The organism is Pseudomonas fluorescens (assembly GCF_000802965.1).
GTDB lineage: Bacteria > Pseudomonadota > Gammaproteobacteria > Pseudomonadales > Pseudomonadaceae > Aquipseudomonas > Aquipseudomonas fluorescens_A.
This window is the reverse complement of sequence record NZ_JSAK01000001.1, coordinates 35,840-53,319: the sequence shown is the minus strand read 5'-3', so window position 1 is coordinate 53,319 and position 17,480 is coordinate 35,840. Positions and strand designations below refer to the sequence as shown.

At 57.6% G+C, this 17,480-nt stretch carries 15 protein-coding genes; 5 read left to right on the top strand and 10 right to left on the bottom strand.

Annotated elements, in window-relative coordinates:
* Positions 1-50 precede the first annotated feature (50 nt).
* From fabA to NL64_RS00240, 3 genes are all read left to right on the top strand, one after another.
* Positions 51-566, top strand: a complete 516-nt coding sequence (fabA, locus tag NL64_RS00250; RefSeq protein WP_003179264.1) for a 3-hydroxyacyl-[acyl-carrier-protein] dehydratase FabA — start codon at positions 51-53, stop codon at positions 564-566.
* An 11-nt stretch (positions 567-577) separates the two neighbouring features.
* Positions 578-1,798, top strand: a complete 1,221-nt coding sequence (fabB, locus tag NL64_RS00245; RefSeq protein ID WP_007957797.1) for a beta-ketoacyl-ACP synthase I — start codon at positions 578-580, stop codon at positions 1,796-1,798.
* 409 nt (positions 1,799-2,207) lie between these two features.
* Positions 2,208-2,396, top strand: a complete 189-nt coding sequence (locus NL64_RS00240) for a hypothetical protein (RefSeq protein ID WP_034146166.1) — start codon at positions 2,208-2,210, stop codon at positions 2,394-2,396.
* A 65-nt stretch (positions 2,397-2,461) separates the two neighbouring features.
* Here NL64_RS00240 and NL64_RS00235 read toward each other — a convergent pair whose 3' ends face one another.
* From NL64_RS00235 to NL64_RS00205, 7 genes are all read right to left on the bottom strand, one after another.
* Complete coding sequence (locus NL64_RS00235; RefSeq protein WP_034146165.1) at positions 2,462-3,409, bottom strand: hypothetical protein; 948 nt, start codon at positions 3,407-3,409, stop codon at positions 2,462-2,464.
* Between the two features lie 178 nt (positions 3,410-3,587).
* Positions 3,588-4,130 (bottom strand): DUF2058 domain-containing protein, encoded by a 543-nt coding sequence (locus NL64_RS00230; RefSeq protein WP_034146164.1) that lies wholly within the window; start codon positions 4,128-4,130, stop codon positions 3,588-3,590.
* Positions 4,131-4,158: 28 nt separating this feature from the next.
* Positions 4,159-4,995: a nucleoside triphosphate pyrophosphohydrolase gene (gene mazG, locus NL64_RS00225; RefSeq protein ID WP_034146163.1), complete on the bottom strand. Its 837-nt coding sequence runs from the start codon at positions 4,993-4,995 to the stop codon at positions 4,159-4,161.
* Between the two features lie 126 nt (positions 4,996-5,121).
* Positions 5,122-7,365: a GTP diphosphokinase gene (gene relA / locus NL64_RS00220; RefSeq protein ID WP_034146162.1), complete on the bottom strand. Its 2,244-nt coding sequence runs from the start codon at positions 7,363-7,365 to the stop codon at positions 5,122-5,124.
* Positions 7,366-7,487: 122 nt separating this feature from the next.
* Positions 7,488-8,840, bottom strand: a complete 1,353-nt coding sequence (gene rlmD / locus NL64_RS00215) for a 23S rRNA (uracil(1939)-C(5))-methyltransferase RlmD (protein ID WP_034146161.1) — start codon at positions 8,838-8,840, stop codon at positions 7,488-7,490.
* Positions 8,840-9,742 carry a cysteine synthase CysM gene (gene cysM, locus NL64_RS00210; protein WP_034146160.1) on the bottom strand — a complete coding sequence of 301 codons (903 nt, stop codon included), beginning with the start codon at positions 9,740-9,742 and terminating at the stop codon, positions 8,840-8,842. Before cysM ends, rlmD begins: the two co-directional genes overlap by 1 nt.
* A 108-nt stretch (positions 9,743-9,850) precedes the next feature.
* Positions 9,851-10,873, bottom strand: a complete 1,023-nt coding sequence (locus NL64_RS00205) for a PDDEXK nuclease domain-containing protein (protein WP_034146159.1) — start codon at positions 10,871-10,873, stop codon at positions 9,851-9,853.
* A gap of 358 nt (positions 10,874-11,231) precedes the next feature.
* On the opposite strand from NL64_RS00205, the gene NL64_RS29970 reads away from it, so the two are divergent.
* Complete coding sequence (locus NL64_RS29970) at positions 11,232-11,612, top strand: hypothetical protein (protein WP_155292695.1); 381 nt, start codon at positions 11,232-11,234, stop codon at positions 11,610-11,612.
* Positions 11,613-11,661: 49 nt separating this feature from the next.
* Here the strand turns inward: NL64_RS29970 and NL64_RS00200 are convergent, their stop codons facing one another.
* The 3 genes from NL64_RS00200 to NL64_RS00190 form a co-directional block, all read right to left on the bottom strand.
* On the bottom strand, positions 11,662-12,183 hold the full coding sequence (locus NL64_RS00200) for a hypothetical protein (protein WP_034146158.1): 522 nt from the start codon (positions 12,181-12,183) through the stop codon (positions 11,662-11,664).
* 177 nt (positions 12,184-12,360) lie between these two features.
* Complete coding sequence (locus NL64_RS00195; RefSeq protein ID WP_034146157.1) at positions 12,361-13,707, bottom strand: sensor histidine kinase; 1,347 nt, start codon at positions 13,705-13,707, stop codon at positions 12,361-12,363.
* A complete protein-coding gene (locus NL64_RS00190) occupies positions 13,697-14,416 on the bottom strand; it encodes a response regulator transcription factor (RefSeq protein WP_034146156.1) in 720 nt (239 codons plus the stop codon). The genes NL64_RS00195 and NL64_RS00190 overlap by 11 nt, the downstream gene beginning before the upstream one ends.
* A gap of 214 nt (positions 14,417-14,630) precedes the next feature.
* Between NL64_RS00190 and NL64_RS00185 the strand changes: the two genes are divergently transcribed.
* Complete coding sequence (locus NL64_RS00185) at positions 14,631-17,384, top strand: response regulator (protein ID WP_034146400.1); 2,754 nt, start codon at positions 14,631-14,633, stop codon at positions 17,382-17,384.
* The last annotated feature ends 96 nt before the right edge of the window (positions 17,385-17,480 follow it).

Here is a 17,480-nt window from a genome sequence, read left to right as displayed (position 1 = left end):
GGCCGGGAAGATTTGCCCCACCTGCCGCATGGGACTATTGAGGAGCTCGCATGACCAAACAAAACGCCTTTACCCGGGAAGACCTGCTGCGCTGCAGTCGCGGTGAGCTGTTCGGCCCAGGTAACGCGCAACTGCCCGCCCCGAACATGCTGATGGTTGATCGCATCACCCTGATCAGCGAAGAAGGTGGCAAGTACGGCAAAGGTGAATTGGTCGCCGAGCTGGATATCACTCCGGACCTGTGGTTCTTCGCCTGCCACTTCGAAGGCGATCCGGTGATGCCGGGCTGCCTGGGCCTCGACGCCATGTGGCAACTGGTCGGCTTCTTCCTGGGCTGGCAAGGCCTGCCGGGCCGCGGCCGTGCGCTGGGTTCGGGCGAAGTGAAATTCTTCGGCCAGGTTCTGCCGACCGCCAAGAAAGTCACCTATAACATCCATATCAAGCGCGTCCTGAAAGGCAAGCTGAACCTGGCCATCGCCGACGGTTCGGTCACTGTCGACGGTCGCGAAATCTACACCGCCGAAGGCCTCCGGGTCGGCGTTTTCACCTCCACTGACAACTTCTAAGGGTTATTCGCATGCGCCGCGTCGTTATCACTGGTCTGGGCATTGTTTCGTGCCTGGGCAATGACAAAGAGACCGTCTCCGCTAACCTGCGTGCAAGCCGCCCTGGCATCCGGTTCAACCCGGAATATGCCGAAATGGGTCTGCGTAGCCAGGTTTCCGGCTCCATTGACCTCAACCTTGAAGAACTGATCGATCGCAAGATCTATCGCTTCGTCGGCCACGCGGCGGCTTACGCCTACCTGGCCATGAAAGACGCTATTGCTGACTCCGGCCTGACCGAAGAGCAAGTGTCCAACCCGCGTACCGGCCTGATCGCCGGTTCCGGTGGCGCCTCCACGCTGAACCAGATGGAAGCGCTGGACATCCTGCGCGAGAAAGGCGTCAAGCGCGTCGGCCCATACCGCGTAACGCGGACCATGAGCAGCACCGTTTCCGCTTGCCTGGCCACTCCGTTCAAGATCAAGGGCCTGAACTACTCCATCGCGTCTGCCTGCGCCACCAGTGCTCACTGCATCGGTACCGCCATGGAACAGATCCAGATGGGCAAGCAGGACATCGTGTTCGCCGGCGGCGGTGAAGAAGAGCATTGGAGCCAGTCGTTCCTGTTCGACGCCATGGGCGCACTGTCCAGCAAGCGCAACGACACCCCGGAGCAAGCCTCCCGTGCCTACGACGCTGACCGTGACGGTTTCGTCATCGCCGGCGGTGGCGGCATGGTCGTGGTTGAAGAGCTGGAACACGCTCTCGCTCGTGGCGCGAAGATCTACGCGGAAATCGTTGGCTACGGCGCGACTTCCGACGGCTACGACATGGTCGCCCCAAGCGGCGAAGGCGCGATCCGCTGCATGCAGCAGGCGCTGTCCACCGTCGACACTCCGATCGACTACCTGAACACCCACGGCACTTCGACTCCGGTCGGCGACGTCGCGGAAATGAAGGGTGTGCGTGAAGTGTTCGGCGACAAGGCTCCGGCCATCAGCTCCACCAAGAGCCTGTCCGGTCACTCCCTGGGCGCCGCCGGCGTTCACGAAGCGATCTACTGCATGCTGATGATGGAAGGCAACTTCATTGCCGGTTCCGCCAACATCGACGAGCTGGACCCAGAAGTGGCTGACCTGCCGGTGCTGACCAAGACCCGCGAAAACGCCACCATCAACACCGTGATGAGCAACAGCTTCGGCTTCGGTGGCACCAACGCCACGCTGGTACTGAAGCGCTGGGAAGGTAAGTAATTCCCCGCAGCTGAGCCGCACATGAAAACGCCCCGACTGGTTCGGGGCGTTTTTTTTTGCCCAGAAAATCGCTGACGGATTTGATAGGCCGCCCTGATTCCACGGATGTACCCCATCCCACGGTAGGAGCCGGCTTGCTGGCGATGGTGTCCTCGAGATCGCCATCGCCAGCAAGCCGGCTCCTACAGGTATGCATTTCAAGCCAGGATTTTTAGCACTAAACATGAAGCTTTTGTCATGAAACTTAAGGCCCTGCGACCGAATGCCGCGCCCTGCAAGGCCTGCGCGTTTTTTTCAGTTTTTGCAAAAGTCCGTTACGGAAATGCGTCATTTACTTAGCAAGCTACCAAACTCTATAACAGAGTCCTGCACACGCCTTGCTGCAGATAACAGAGATTGGAGCTAGCAGATGACTGTAAAAGTAACTGAACGCGACGATTCACACATGTCCCACGAAGGCGTAGCCGCCGGTATCCGGATCTGGGACGTGCATCAACAAGACCTGCTGGTAGGTATGTTTCATTCCGAGAGCGATGCGCATAACTACAAGGCCGAACTGGAAATGCTCGAGCGCAAACGCGAACTCGCCACCAGTTGAGGATAACCTTCAGTCTTGCAGCTTGCCCCCCACGCAGGGGCAGGCTGCAACCGGGGCCATCTGGCTCAGGTAATGTGAATGGCCGACAGATGAAGGGTGTCGTCGACCACCACCGCAGGGACAATACTGACGATCCGCCCCGCTTCAAGTTTCACCACTTCGCATTCACCGTCGCCCATGCCGTCATTACGGATCGCGTACTGGACGGAAGACGGATGCAGTTTGCCGTAGTTGAAGTCCATGCCACAGGCAATCAGAAAATCGATCTTCGCCCCCGCCAGTTCAATTTCCCTGTCCCGCTCACCGTCTTTCAACATTGCATAATCGAGACATAAGTTGATCCCGAAGGGGCAGCCTGGAACCAGACTATTGATAAACTTCCCTTCATATCCACCGAAATAACTGTGCTCGGCCTGCACACTACTGACGTCCTTTACCCTGACTACAACTTCGTCAAACAACTTGAATAACCAATAGCCGTCTTCAGCACCTACATGTTTACCAAAATCAATGCCTGATACATAGCGCTTCGGCCACATCGACATTAATGGAATATCTGCCTCATATTCCTTGTTGGTGATTGTCAGCACATAATTGATGACATCGTAGTAGCTCGCCTCACCCTCTCCGACCTTGATAAGGGTCGCGCAGCTACCCGCCAGCAAAACGATCTTGCCGTATTGCTCCACTGGCAGCTCGCTGATCAACAACGCCACACACTCAGGTACCTTCTCCAGGTAAGCAGAGCACAGCTCGTGCAGTTCATCTTCACTGCGAACCTGATGCCAGGGAATGTTCCAGAAAAACTCAGGCAGGGTAAAGAAAACACACGCAGCCTCACCATGCTTCTCCCGGACGGCCTTTGCAGCATTCTTGATTTTTCGGCGCACCAGGTAAGCGCGCTCGGCCAGTTCATCGTCCAGATAATCGAGGATGGATTGTTCGGGCATTCGCGGGTGCGATAACTGCGATTTAAATGTTGGTTGGCGTAACGAAGCGATACTTAGCAGCATTGAAGATATCCTTATCCATTAAATTTATTCCATTTATTTTCTCCGCAAGAATTAATCAGTCATTAAAGATTAATTAATCCAAGTAAAAGAAAACCCGAAAGATCGTATCGACACAATCTTTCGGGTTCAATTAATCAATCAACCAATGTACTAACAAACATGTAAACCAGAGTAGCAATTACCACATCAGATCATCCGGGATCTGATAGGCCGCGTACGGATCGTCCTCGGCAGCGACTTCTTCGGTCTGCACATTCAGCTGCACGATACGCTGTGGATCGCGCTCCTGGATCTTCAGGGCCGCTTCACGCGGGATGACTTCGTAGCCGCCGGCGTGGTGCACGATCGCCAGCGAACCGTTGCTGAGTTTGTTGCGCATCAGGGTGTTGACCGAGATGCGCTTGACCTTCTTGTCATCGACGAAGTTGTAGTAGTCCTCGGTCGTCAGCTTCGGCAGGCGCGTCACTTCGACCAATTGCTTGACCTGTGCGGCGCGGGCCTTGGCTTCGACCTTCTCCTGCTGCTGGCGATTGAGTTCCTGATCGCGCTTGACCTTCTCGGCCATGGCTTCCTGAGCCGCACGCTGCTGGGAATCATCGAGTTCGATCTGGCCTTTGTGGGCCAGACGTTGCTGCTTCTGTTTGTCTTTGCTGACCTGCTTGGCCTGCTTCTGGTTGACCAGCCCTGCTTTGAGCAACTGGTCGCGAAGGGAAATGCTCATGGTGCTTATTACTCACTTAGGCAACTGCTCAACCGCAGCTGGGCAAATTCTTTTCCTGACGTTTGGCTTCGCCCCACAGGGCGTCCAACTCTTCGAGGGTGCAATCTTCTATGGGACGCAGGGTATCGCGCAATGCCTGTTCGATAAAACGGAAACGTCTTTCGAATTTGCTGTTGGCGCCACGCAGTGCGGTTTCCGGATCGACCTTGAGATGACGCGCCAGATTGACCACGGAAAACAGCAGATCGCCGATCTCATCGGCCACTGCCACGGGATCATTTTCCGACATGGCTTCAAGCACTTCATCAAGCTCTTCACGGACCTTGTCCAACACCGGCAACGCGTCCGGCCAGTCGAAACCGACCTGTCCTGCACGCTTCTGCAATTTTGCCGAACGGGACAGCGCCGGCAACGCGGAGGGGACGTCATCGAGCAAGGACAGTTGTTGCGGTGCGCTGGATTTCTCCGCGCGCTCTTCAGCCTTGATCTCTTCCCAGCGCTGTTTGACCTGCTCTTCATTCAAACGCGGGACATCCAGCGGTGCGTACAGATCGCCGGTGGGGAACACGTGGGGATGTCGACGGATCAACTTGCGGGTGATGCTGTCGACCACGCCGGCAAATTCGAAGCGCCCTTCTTCCTTGGCCAGTTGGCTGTAATAAACCACCTGGAACAGCAGATCGCCCAACTCACCCTGCAAGTGATCGAAGTCTCCGCGCTCGATGGCGTCAGCGACTTCGTAGGCTTCTTCAAGGGTGTGCGGGACGATGGTGGCGTAGGTTTGCTTGATGTCCCACGGGCAACCGAACTGCGGATCGCGCAAGCGGTTCATCAGGTGCAGCAGGTCTTCAAGGCTGTATGTCATTTTTCTGTCTCACCACAAAACCTGTGGGAGCTGGCTTGCCAGCGATGGCATCACCTCGATGCTCCAGAGAGACCGAGCTGTCTGCATCGCTGGCAAGCCAGCTCCCACAATGGATCGAAGTCACCTTCAAGGCGTACGGTTACGCCGGGTTTCGATGATGTTCGGCAATTGGGAAATCCTGCCCAACAACCGCCCCAGTGCATCCAGCCCCGGAATCTCGATGGTCAGCGACATCAATGCCGTGTTGTCTTCCTTGTTCGAGCGGGTGTTGACCGCCAGCACGTTGATCCGCTCGTTGAGCAGTACCTGAGAAACGTCACGCAGCAATCCGGAACGGTCGTAAGCGCGAATGACGATGTCCACCGGGTAGGTGAGCACCGGCACCGGCCCCCAGCTGACCTGGATGATTCGTTCCGGCTCGCGCCCGCCCAGTTGCAGCACCGAAGCACAGTCCTGGCGGTGAATGCTCACGCCACGGCCCTGGGTGATGTAACCGACGATCGCATCCCCCGGCAAAGGCTGGCAGCAACCTGCCATCTGGGTCATCAGGTTGCCGACGCCCTGGATCTGGATGTCGCCACGCTTGCCCGGTTTGTAACCGGTGGCCTTGCGCGGAATCAGTTCCAGTTGCTCGTTGCCGCGCTCTGGCTCGACCAGTTGCTGCGCCAGGTTGACCAGTTGCGCCAGGCGCAAATCGCCGGCACCGAGGGCGGCAAACAGGTCTTCGGCGGTTTTCATGTTGGCTTTGTCGGCCAGCTTTTCGAAATCCACGGCCGGCAGACCGAGACGATTGAGTTCGCGCTCGAGCAGGGTTTTACCGGCGGCGACGTTCTGATCGCGAGCCTGCAATTTAAACCAGTGGACGATCTTCGCCCGCGCTCGCGATGTGGTGACGTAACCCAGGTTCGGGTTCAGCCAGTCACGGCTCGGCGTGCCGTGCTTGCTGGTGATGATCTCGACCTGTTCACCGGTTTGCAGGCTGTAGTTGAGCGGGACGATGCGCCCGTTGATCTTGGCGCCGCGGCAGTTGTGACCGATTTCGGTGTGCACGCGGTAAGCGAAGTCCAGCGGCGTCGCGCCTTTGGGCAGGTCGATGGCGTGACCGTCCGGGGTGAAGATGTAAACCCGATCAGGTTCGATATCGACCCGCAATTGCTCCGCCAACCCGCCGATGTCACCCAGCTCTTCGTGCCACTCGAGCACCTGACGCAGCCAGGAGATTTTCTCTTCGTAGTGATTGGAGCCGGATTTGACGTCGGTGCCTTTGTACTTCCAGTGGGCACAAACCCCCAGCTCGGCCTCTTCGTGCATGGCGTGAGTGCGGATCTGCACTTCCAGCACCTTGCCCTCAGGCCCGATTACTGCGGTATGCAGCGAGCGGTAGCCGTTTTCCTTGGGGTTGGCGATGTAGTCGTCAAACTCTTTCGGAATGTGCCGCCACAAGGTGTGGACGATGCCGAGCGCGGTGTAGCAGTCGCGCATTTCCGGCACCAGCACGCGAACGGCGCGCACGTCGTAGATCTGGCTGAACTCCAGACCCTTGCGCTGCATTTTGCGCCAGATCGAATAGATGTGTTTGGCCCGGCCGCTGATGTCGGCATCGACACCGGTAGCCTGCAATTCGTTTTTCAGCTGGCTCATCACGTCGCTGATGAAGCGCTCGCGATCCAGTCGCCGCTCGTGGAGCAACTTGGCGATCTGTTTGTACTGGTCCGGCTCCAGATAACGGAAGGACAAGTCCTCCAGTTCCCACTTGATGTGACCGATACCGAGCCGATGGGCGAGCGGCGCGTAGATGTCGAAGACTTCACGGGCGACGCGATTGCGCTTCTCGTCGTCGGCGGTTTTCACCGCCCGGATCGCGCAGGTGCGTTCGGCCAGTTTGATCAAAGCGACACGTACGTCGTCAACCATGGCCACCAGCATTTTGCGCAGGTTTTCGACCTGGCCCTGGGTGCCCATCACCATGGATTTACGCGGGCTCAGGCTGTCGCTGATCGCCGCCATGCGTTGCACGCCGTCGATGAGTTTGGCCACCAGCGGACCGAAGCGCTGACTGACCGCCGGCAACTGAATCTGGCCTTCACGCACACCACGGTACAACACCGCAGCGACCAGCGAGTCCTGATCGAGTTTGAGGTCGGCCAGAATCTCCGCGATCTCAAGGCCGGTGCGGAAACTCGAGTTGCCTTCCGACCACAAATTCTTCGCCGCATTGGCTTGTTGTTCAGCCTCGCGAGCGTACTCGCAGGCTTCTTTCAAGGCTTCGCGATCCAGTGCCAGATCGACACTGACCGCGTGATCGAGCCAAGCCTCGAGATTGATACTGCCGTCGGTGTTGATCGGCTGGTGTGCTCTCACCTGTACCATCTTGCTTACCTTCCCTACGACGCAGATTCAATGCGTCAAAATCGCTGACCTTCGTTGCCTGTGAGCCCACGTCGGGCTGGTGCGCGGCTGCACGGGCGGGCCAGTCGGACCAGACGAGCATCCTAGCTCGCTTCAAATAACGCCATGGCTTCGACATGTGCCGTTTGAGGAAACATATCGAGAATCCCGGCACGTTTTAACCGGTAGCCCTGCTTGATCAATTCAACGGTATCGCGCGCCAGCGTTGCAGGGTTGCACGACACATACACCAACCGTTCGGCGCCCAGGGACTTCAGCTTGCGCACGACCTCGAAAGCACCGTCTCGCGGTGGGTCCAAGAGTACCGCACAAAAGCCTTCGCGCGCCCATTCGGCGTCGGACAAAGGCTGGGATAAATCGGCCTGAAAAAACGTCGCGTTATGCAGATTATTGCTAGCGGCGTTCGCGGCAGCGCGATCGACCATCACCTGCACACCTTCCACTGCCACGACCTCGCGAACGGCTTTGGCCAGCGGCAGGGCAAAGTTACCCAACCCACAGAATAGATCTAGAACGCGCTCATCGGCTTGCGGCTTCAACCAGTCCAGCGCCTGGGCCACCATCGCTTCGTTGACCCCGGCATTGACCTGAATGAAATCCCCCGGCCGGTACGCCAATTCCAGATCCCACTGTTCCAGGCGATAGCCCAACGACTGCTCGGCATTGACCGGGTATGGCTCACCATCACCGTGCAGCCACAACTGGGCTTCATGGAACGCGCAGAAATCCTTGAGGATGGTCATGTCACTGTCGGACAACGGCGCCATGTGCCGCAGCAAAACCGCCAGAGACGAACCGCTGAACAATTCAACGTGACCAAGCGCCTGAGGTTTGCTCAAACGCCGAAGCATCTCGGGCAAGCGGCTCATGATCGGTTGCAAGGGTTGGACCAGCACCGGGCATTCATCGATGCCAACGATGTCCTGGCTGCCGGCGGCGCGGAAACCGACTTCGAGTTTCTTCGCCTTCATGTCCCAGCGCACGGCCACACGGGCGCGACGGCGGTAGGCGAATTCCGGACCGCTCAATGGTGCGGCCCATTCTTCAGGCTCGACACCGGCGACCTTGGACAATTGCTCGGTGAGCATGCGCTGTTTCAGGGCGAGTTGTTCGTTGTGAGGCAGATGCTGCACGCTGCAACCGCCGCAGCGGCCGGCATGAGGACAAGGTGCCGGGCGGCGCAGTTCGCTGGTCTTGAACACGCGCTCGGTACGCGCCTCAACCACTTTGCCGTGGGCGCCGAGCACGCGCGCCTCGATTTCTTCACCGGCCAAAGCGCCGATGACGAACCAGGTACGGCCTTCGAAAAACGCGATACCGCGACCGTCATTCGCCAGGCGCTCGATGGTCAGGCGCTGCTTTTTGCCGGTCGGGATTTGCGGGGCCTTGCTTCCGCCGGTGGGCTGGAAGCGCAGGCCTCTCTCGTGCTTGGCCATCAGTTGGGCGCGTCGAAAATGCCGGTCGACAGGTAACGGTCGCCACGGTCGCAGATGATCGCGACGATCACCGCGTTTTCAACTTCTTTGGACAAACGCAGCATCGCCGCCACGGCACCGCCTGACGACACACCGCAGAAAATACCTTCTTCGCGCGCCAGGCGTCGGGTCACGTCCTCGGCTTCGCTTTGCGCCATGTCGACGATGCGGTCTACGCGATCAGCCTGGTAGATCTTCGGCAGGTATTCCTGAGGCCAGCGACGGATGCCCGGAATCGCCGAGCCTTCCATCGGTTGCAGGCCGACGATCTGCACGTTCTCGTTCTGCTCTTTCAAGTAGCGCGAGACGCCCATGATGGTGCCAGTGGTGCCCATGGAACTGACGAAATGGGTGATGGTACCTTCAGTCTGGCGCCAGATTTCCGGGCCGGTGGTGGTGTAGTGCGCTTGCGGGTTGTCACCGTTGGCGAACTGATCCAGCACCTTGCCGCGGCCTTCGGCTTCCATACGCTGAGCGAGGTCGCGGGCGCCTTCCATGCCCTCTTCCTGGCTGACCAGAATCAGCTCGGAACCGTAGGCGGTCATGGCCGCCTTGCGTTCGGCACTGGAATTGTCCGGCATGATCAGGATCATCTTGTAACCCTTGATCGCGGCGGCCATGGCCAGCGCGATGCCGGTATTACCCGAAGTCGCTTCGATCAGCGTATCGCCGGCGTGGATCTGCCCGCGCAGTTCGGCGCGGGTGATCATCGACAGCGCCGGACGGTCCTTGACCGAACCCGCCGGGTTGTTCCCTTCGAGCTTGAGCAAAAGGGTGTTGCTGGTGGCGCCGGGCAGGCGCTGCAAACGGACCAGCGGAGTGTTGCCGACGCAATCGGCGATGGTTGGGTACTGCAAGGTCATGGCGTATTCGCAATCCAGACTGCGGGGGCGCCTATCATACCGGCAAACGTTCGCAGGCCATATCACGCAAAGTGTGATGCTTATGGCTTATGGGAATAAGCCCCTGAATCAGCAGTCTTCTGCTTGTGCAACGTTCAAGGCATAGAACTCATGAAGCTTGGCCTGCAATAAGTGTTTGTCCGGTAGCTGGACCTGGTATTCAGCGATCAGCGCTGGCGACAGGCTGCGGTTAAGCGCGTACTCGACCACTTCGTCCTCCTTGCTGGCACAGAGCAGTACGCCAATGGCCGGATTTTCGCGGGGCTTGCGCTCATCGCGATCGAGCGCTTCCAGATAAAAGTCGAGCTTGCCCAAATACTCCGGTTCAAAACGGCCGACCTTGAGTTCGATGACCACCAGACAATTAAGTCCACGATGAAAAAACAGCAGATCCAGGGCAAAGTCACGCCCGCCGACTTGTATGGGGTATTGGGAACCGACGAAGCAGAAGTCGCGGCCCAGCTCAATCAGGAACTCCTTGAGGCGCGCTAACAACCCTTTGTGCAAATCAGTTTCGGCATGACTGCCAGGAAGGCCGAGAAACTCGACCATGTAAGCGTCGCGGAATATATCCAGCGCTGCTGGGTGGGTTTGTTTCAACGCGGCTGAGACTTTCGCTGGCTGGGTCACGCTGCGCTCGAACAGTGCTGCTTTGAATTGGCGCTCCAGTTCACGTTTCGACCACTTCTCCTGAACCGACATACGCAGGTAAAACTCGCGCTCTTCCGGGTGTTTGCTCTGGCCAAAGATGATCAGGTTGTGCGACCAAGATAATTGTCGCGCCAGTGGTGCGACTTTTTCTTCAGCCCGATAGATCTCATAGAATTGGCGCATGCGGAACAAATTCGAACGGGTAAAACCACGCAGCCCGGGCTGAGTTTGAGCCAGATGCTCAGCCAGTTGACCGATCACGGCATCGCCCCATTCGGCCTGTTCCAGCTTGCGACTGATATAGGCTCCGACCTGCCAGTACAACTCAATCAGTTGCGTATTGACTGCTTGAATGGCCTTTTGTCTGGAACTGTAAATCAGCGCAAGCACTTCGTCGAAACGGTCAACGCTTGCGCTATCGACAACACTGGATGCATTCATGTCCAACTCCCTCGATAGTCAAAGCGCGAGCTTAAACCGTCAGAGCTGCTTTAAATTACCGACTATACCCTTTAGGAAAAGTCGCACAAAAACACCAGAAGGCTCCGGCAAAAACACAAAACAAAGTGGCAGCGTGCGACGTACGAGATGACTGGATTTCAATGCAATTGCACCCCTAAATATACACACTGCCTTTGTATCAAAAAATGCTCTATCAGAAATTTCCCGCAAAGCATGGCGACATGCATGAACTAGTACACAGCAAGTGACAGGCATAGTCTTTTGTAACGCGAAATATGCGTTTCCCGCTATTCCGCCATTATCGCCAAATTGGCTATCACCACAAATGGATACATATATGAAGATTTTAACCGCGTTTTCTCTGGCAGGGATGCTCTTTGCCATCAACCACGCTTCTGCGGCTTGCACAAATATTCGCGATACTTATAGCGGTACTGTACCAGCCAATTCGACTGCCATTGCATATGGGCCATTTAATATTTCCAGTGCAAATGGTTGTCGACAGGCCAATATTCAGTCCACCATTACTGCCGTCGGCGCTGGCTCCCCTCCGAAGTTATACATAGACAGACTAACAGGTTCTACCTGGACCCAAGTCGCCGGTGGCACTGGCAATACTGCTTCAATCCTTGGACAGCTGGGGACCTACAGAATCCGGCACAAGAACGAATCTTCCATCGATAAACAATACTCAGGCACGACACGTTATTCCCGATAAACAATTCAGTTGCCGGTGCCCGATCATATTTTTTCGGGCACCGGTTGATTCAGGCTCTGATACTGACTGACAGGTCATTTCCATCTGAATTGGCAAAATAAAAAAGCGCATTGATGGCCTTGTTTGCCCCCACCAGCCCTTTGGTCACGATCCTGAACGATTCTTGCTGAGCATACATAGGCCATTCGCGGACTAGAGCTCGGTTATCGCCCAACATTTGATTGAACATTGCGATCGCATTAAATTTGACGTCCTTTTGCGTCTGATGTCCATTTTTATCAAATGCCATATTTCCGGACGTAAAAAAAGACATTGCATGCTCATCTAGCAATTCAACTTCATGAAGCTTCAAACCGATCCTCGCGAGCTCATTCGAACTTATCGATGTAAAATCGTACCCCCTTATCAACTCTTTCAAATCACCAATCAAACCCTCACCCTTCAACCTCAACACATCAGCAGCATCCTTGGCGCTGGTTACTGTAAAAGCGTTTTTTGTCTCCAGAGGGTTCTTGATAAAATAAGCATCCGCCTGCATCGATAAAGCTGGCGTTCTAATTGTAATGTTCACGGACGATTCTCCTTGGTTTTTTAGCACAAGTTAAATATCGACCATCACTGAAGAGCCTTGAGAGCACACTACAATTTTCGGAAACTTCCTACTGATACCCATTTCACTATGTAGGAAGCATCTGACAAAGATGTGTGAATTAATCTAGAGCATTACAATTTCCAATTAAACAGGCGCTTAATGAGCCAGTAAGCGCATATTCAAACGCAGTCCTTTATCGCCATTCTCCGCACTGAGACTGCCACCCTGCCGGCGCACCGCATTCCTGGCAATGCTCAACCCCAAGCCAAATCCACCATCCCCCGGTCTCGAGCCGTCGAGTCGGGTAAACGGCAGGAAAATTCGCTCCAGATCGGCTTCAGCTACGCCACCGCCCTGATCCTCCAGCCACAGATGCCAATAGTCGCCATCCCGTCGTCCGCCAAGATGGACAACGCCGCCCTTGGGTGAATGGCGAATCGCGTTACGCAGCATGTTTTCCAATGCCTGGGCCAGCGTGTTGAGATGCCCGCGCACCCAGCAAGACGCATCCACCGAGCACTGCAATTGCCCCTCTGGCCAGCAACTTTCATAGCAGGCGTTTTCCGTGAGCATTTCCCACAATGCCTCGACCTGAATCGCTTCGTCGGGCAATCGGGTGCGTTCGGTATCAAGCCAGGCCAGTTGCAACGTGTCTTCGACGAGCCGCTGCATACCATCGACCTCACGACCAATTCGCTCGCGCAACGCGTCCAGGCCTTGCTCGCTTTCACTGGCCACGCGCAGGCGACTCAGTGGCGTACGTAATTCGTGGGACAGGTCGCGCAGCAATTGTTGTTGCAACGCCACCGTGGTTTGCAGGCGTTCGGACATGTGATCGAACGCCCTGCCCAATTCGCCCAACTCGTCCGAACGATTGGTGGTGCGACGCGAAAGGCGCACGTTGAGCTGGTCGGCACGCCAGGCATTGGCCTGTTCGCGCAGGGTATTGAGCGGGACCACCAGCAAGCGATACAAACCCACGCACAACAACAAGGTGAACAGCCCGGGAATCACGCCGTTGGTTATCACGCGCCAGAACACCCGGTACTGTCCGGGCACAAAGCGTTTGGGCAGTTCGATGACCAGGCTGCCGACGGAAGTGTCGCGGGGGAAAGGCACGCGCATCCAAGGCTGGCCTTTCTTGTGGATGGGCCAATCCAGGCCACGCAGGAAGGTCAGGCGTTCGATTTCCTTGTCCGTCAGCGTTTGATTGCTCAGGGACTGCAAATCCCCGCCGATGACACCGACCCAGCCTTTTTCCCGCTGATGCATACCCTGCAGCCAGTCATCGATGCCGGCGCTCTGGCGCTGCTGCCAGGCCTGTTCGGCTTCGGCGGCGTAGCGCGTCAGCGTGCCTCGGGCCTCATCCGACAGGAACTGGTTGCGCTCTTCCATGTAGCGGCCCCAGGACCAGCTCAGCCAGATCATCAGCAGACAGAACGCCACCAACAGGCATGCCAGCTTCCAGAACAGCGAATGCCAGCCCGGCAAGTTACATTTCATCGACAGCGCTCAAGATGTAACCCTTGCCCCACACCGTGCGCACTTCCCGCTCGGTGTAGTCGATGGCTTTGAGCTTGCGGCGAATCTGGCTGATATGCATGTCCAGGCTGCGGTCATGGGCCGCGTAGCCGCGTTGCAGCACATGTTGATAAAGGAAGGCTTTGCTCAGCACTTCGTCGTCGTTGCGGTTCAGGGTTTCCAGCAATCGATACTCGCTGCGAGTCAGGCCGGCAGCCTGCCCTGCGTAAATCACGTCAAAGCATTCATCGTCGAAACGCAGGCTGTCCGCCGCCGGAACCATCGCGGCCGTTGTTGGCCGACGGTCGAGCGCGACCCGGCGCAGGATCGCTTCGATGCGCACCCGCAACTCAACCATGCTGAAAGGCTTGGGCAGGTAATCGTCGGCCCCCAGTTGAAAACCGCTGACACGATCCGCCTCGGCACCGAGCGCCGACATCAGCAGCACCGGCGTCGAATGACTCTGGCGCAATTGCGTCAGCACCGACAGCCCGTCAAGTCCCGGCAGCAGAATATCCATCAGTACCACATCGAAGGCCTGCTGGCGGGCAGCGGCCAGTCCTTCCTGGCCGTTCTGGCACCAGGTCACCTGAAAACCGCTACGGCCCAAATGCTCATGCACATAGGCACCGAGTACGAGGTCGTCTTCGATGGAGAGGATGCGGGGATGGCCGGCAGCGATGGGAGTCATATCTATCTGCAACTAATTCTCAGTTAATGATTATTAAAGATTGCGTCTCCTGGGGCAACCCACGCTTTGCAAAGTACGGAAAAGTGCCGGATTGGCCGACGAATGACGACATCAATTTTACGAAGATTGACCGCATGCAAATCGCTACACTGCGCAAGTGATGCGTGCCGCACGCTAGTGCAGGCCTATAGATAGCTGGATGCAGGAGAAAGGCGTGCTCAAGAAACTGGGAATCAAAGGCCGCGTGTTGTTGCTGACCCTGCTGCCGACCAGCCTGATGGCGTTGGTCTTGGGCGGCTATTTCACCTGGATGCAGCAATCCGACCTGCAAACCCAACTCATGCAGCGCGGCGAAATGATCGCCGAGCAACTGGCCCCTTTGGTTGCGCCAGCCATGGGGCATAAAAACAGCGATTTGCTGGAGCGCATTGCCACCCAGTCACTCGAACAACCGGATGTGCGCGCCGTGACTTTCCTCGCCCCGGACCGCACGCCACTGGCCCACGCCGGGCCCACCATGCTCAATCAGCCACCGTTGGGTGACGATTCACAGATGCTGCATCGAAGCGGCAGTGATGCGACGCGCTACCTGCTGCCGGTATTCGGCAAGCATCGCAATCTGGCCGGTGACGTGATTCCCGATGAATCCGACCGCCTGCTGGGTTGGGTCGAACTCGAACTGTCCCACAACGGCATGCTGCTGCGCGGTTACCGCAGCCTGTTTGCCAGCCTGTTGATGATTGCCGCGGGATTGGGCGGCGCGGCGCTGCTGGCATTGCGCATGGGGCGCACGATCAATCGCCCGCTGAGCCAGATCAAGCAAGCCGTGGCCCAACTCAAGGACGGCCATCTGGAAACCCGCCTGCCACCGCTGGGCAGCCAGGAACTGGACGAATTGGCGTCCGGCATCAACCGTATGGCCGGCACCCTGCAAAATGCCCAGGAAGAGTTGCAGCACAGCATCGACCAGGCCACCGAAGACGTGCGCCAGAACCTCGAAACCATCGAAATCCAGAACATCGAACTCGACCTGGCGCGCAAGGAAGCGCTGGAGGCGAGCCGGATCAAATCCGAATTCCTCGCCAACATGAGCCATGAAATTCGCACGCCGCTAAACGGCATTCTCGGCTTTACCCACCTGCTGCAAAAAAGCGAGTTGACCCCGCGCCAGCTCGATTATCTGGGCACCATCGAAAAGTCCGCCGACAGCTTGCTCGGGATCATCAACGAGATTCTCGACTTCTCGAAAATCGAGGCCGGCAAACTGGTGCTCGACCATATTCCATTCAACCTGCGCGACCTGCTCCAGGACACCCTGACCATCCTCGCCCCGGCAGCCCACGCCAAACAGCTGGAGCTGGTCAGCCTGGTGTATCGCGACACGCCGTTGTCGCTGGTGGGCGATCCGCTGCGCCTCAAGCAGATCCTCACCAACCTGGTGAGCAACGCGATCAAGTTCACCCGCGAAGGCACCATCGTCGCCCGAGCCATGCTCGAAGATGAACAAGAAGACAGCGTGCAATTGCGCATCAGCATCCAGGACACCGGCATCGGTCTGTCCAGCCAGGACGTGCGCACCCTGTTCCAGGCCTTCAGCCAGGCCGACAACTCGCTGTCCCGGCAACCCGGCGGCACCGGCCTTGGGCTGGTGATTTCCAAGCGTTTGATTGAGCAAATGGGCGGCGAAATCGGTGTCGACAGTACGCCGGGCGAAGGTTCGGAATTCTGGATCAGCCTGAGCCTGCCGAAAACCCGCGACGACGCCGAAGACCTGCCCGGCCCGCCTCTATTCGGCCGTCGCGTGGCAGTACTGGAAAATCACGAACTGGCGCGCCAGGCGTTACAGCATCAATTGGAAGACTGCGGCCTCGCCGTCACGCCGTTCAATACGCTGGAAAGCCTGACCAATGGGGTGACCGTTGCCCATCAGACGGATCAGGCGATTGACTTGGCGGTACTGGGCGTAACCAGTAACGACATGCCGCCGGAGCGTCTGAATCAGTACATCTGGGACCTCGAACACCTGGGCTGCAAAGTACTGGTGCTGTGTCCGACGACGGAGCAGACGCTGTTTCACCTCTCGGTCCCCAATCCCCACAGCCAGCTCCAGGCCAAGCCGGCCTGTACCCGCAAGTTGCGACGTTCCCTGTCCGATCTGGTCAACCCGCGCCAGCCACGCAGTGAACCTGGCGAACCGGTTTCCAGCCGTGCACCGAAAGTGCTTTGCGTCGACGACAACCCGGCCAACCTGCTGCTGGTGCAAACCCTGCTCGAAGACATGGGCGCCAAGGTGCTGGCGGTGGAAAGCGGTTACGCCGCGGTTAAAGCGGTGCAGAACGAGACCTTCGATCTGGTGCTGATGGATGTGCAAATGCCGGGCATGGACGGACGCCAGAGCACCGAAGCGATCCGCCAGTGGGAGAGCGAACGGCATTGCACGCCGCTGCCGATCGTCGCCCTCACCGCCCACGCCATGGCCAACGAAAAACGCGCCTTGCTGCAAAGCGGCATGGATGACTACCTGACCAAACCAATCAGCGAGCGGCAACTGGCGCAAGTGGTGCTGAAATGGAGTGGCCTGGCGCTGCGCAACCAGCGTGCGGAACGATCCGGCGACAGCCACGCTGGCGCCTACGAGTTGCAGGTCCTCGATCACGAAGAAGGCTTGCGCCTGGCCGCCGGCAAGGCTGATTTGGCGGCGGACATGTTGGCGATGTTGCTGGCCTCACTGGAAGCCGACCGCGAAGCGATCCGCCAGGCCCAGCAAAGCAACGACCACAATGCCTTGATTGAACGGGTTCATCGCTTGCACGGCGCCACCCGCTATTGCGGCGTTCCGCAACTGCGCGCCGCCTGCCAACGCAGCGAAACCCTGCTCAAGCAACAGGACCCGAAAGCCTTCGGCGCACTCGAAGAACTCGACCGGGCGATCAATCGCCTGGCGGCCCAGGCGCGGATCAATGCATGACGCAGCGCAATCACCCTGTACACATAGAGCGCTAAGCTCACCGCAAGCAGTGTAGGAGCTGGCTTGCCAGCGATGGGGATCTCAAATTTGCGTTGC

Bases quoted from the DNA above. Each gene is read 5' to 3' on its own strand.
- fabA (WP_003179264.1), top strand. From the start codon at position 51: ATGACCAAACAAAACGCCTTTACCCGGGAAGACCTGCTGCGCTGCAGT.
- fabB (WP_007957797.1), top strand. From the start codon at position 578: ATGCGCCGCGTCGTTATCACTGGTCTGGGCATTGTTTCGTGCCTGGGC.
- NL64_RS00240 (WP_034146166.1), top strand. From the start codon at position 2,208: ATGACTGTAAAAGTAACTGAACGCGACGATTCACACATGTCCCACGAA.
- NL64_RS00235 (WP_034146165.1), bottom strand. From the start codon at position 3,409: ATGCTGCTAAGTATCGCTTCGTTACGCCAACCAACATTTAAATCGCAG.
- NL64_RS00230 (WP_034146164.1), bottom strand. From the start codon at position 4,130: ATGAGCATTTCCCTTCGCGACCAGTTGCTCAAAGCAGGGCTGGTCAAC.
- mazG (WP_034146163.1), bottom strand. From the start codon at position 4,995: ATGACATACAGCCTTGAAGACCTGCTGCACCTGATGAACCGCTTGCGC.
- relA (WP_034146162.1), bottom strand. From the start codon at position 7,365: ATGGTACAGGTGAGAGCACACCAGCCGATCAACACCGACGGCAGTATC.
- rlmD (WP_034146161.1), bottom strand. From the start codon at position 8,840: ATGGCCAAGCACGAGAGAGGCCTGCGCTTCCAGCCCACCGGCGGAAGC.
- cysM (WP_034146160.1), bottom strand. From the start codon at position 9,742: ATGACCTTGCAGTACCCAACCATCGCCGATTGCGTCGGCAACACTCCG.
- NL64_RS00205 (WP_034146159.1), bottom strand. From the start codon at position 10,873: ATGAATGCATCCAGTGTTGTCGATAGCGCAAGCGTTGACCGTTTCGAC.
- NL64_RS29970 (WP_155292695.1), top strand. From the start codon at position 11,232: ATGAAGATTTTAACCGCGTTTTCTCTGGCAGGGATGCTCTTTGCCATC.
- NL64_RS00195 (WP_034146157.1), bottom strand. From the start codon at position 13,707: ATGAAATGTAACTTGCCGGGCTGGCATTCGCTGTTCTGGAAGCTGGCA.
- NL64_RS00190 (WP_034146156.1), bottom strand. From the start codon at position 14,416: ATGACTCCCATCGCTGCCGGCCATCCCCGCATCCTCTCCATCGAAGAC.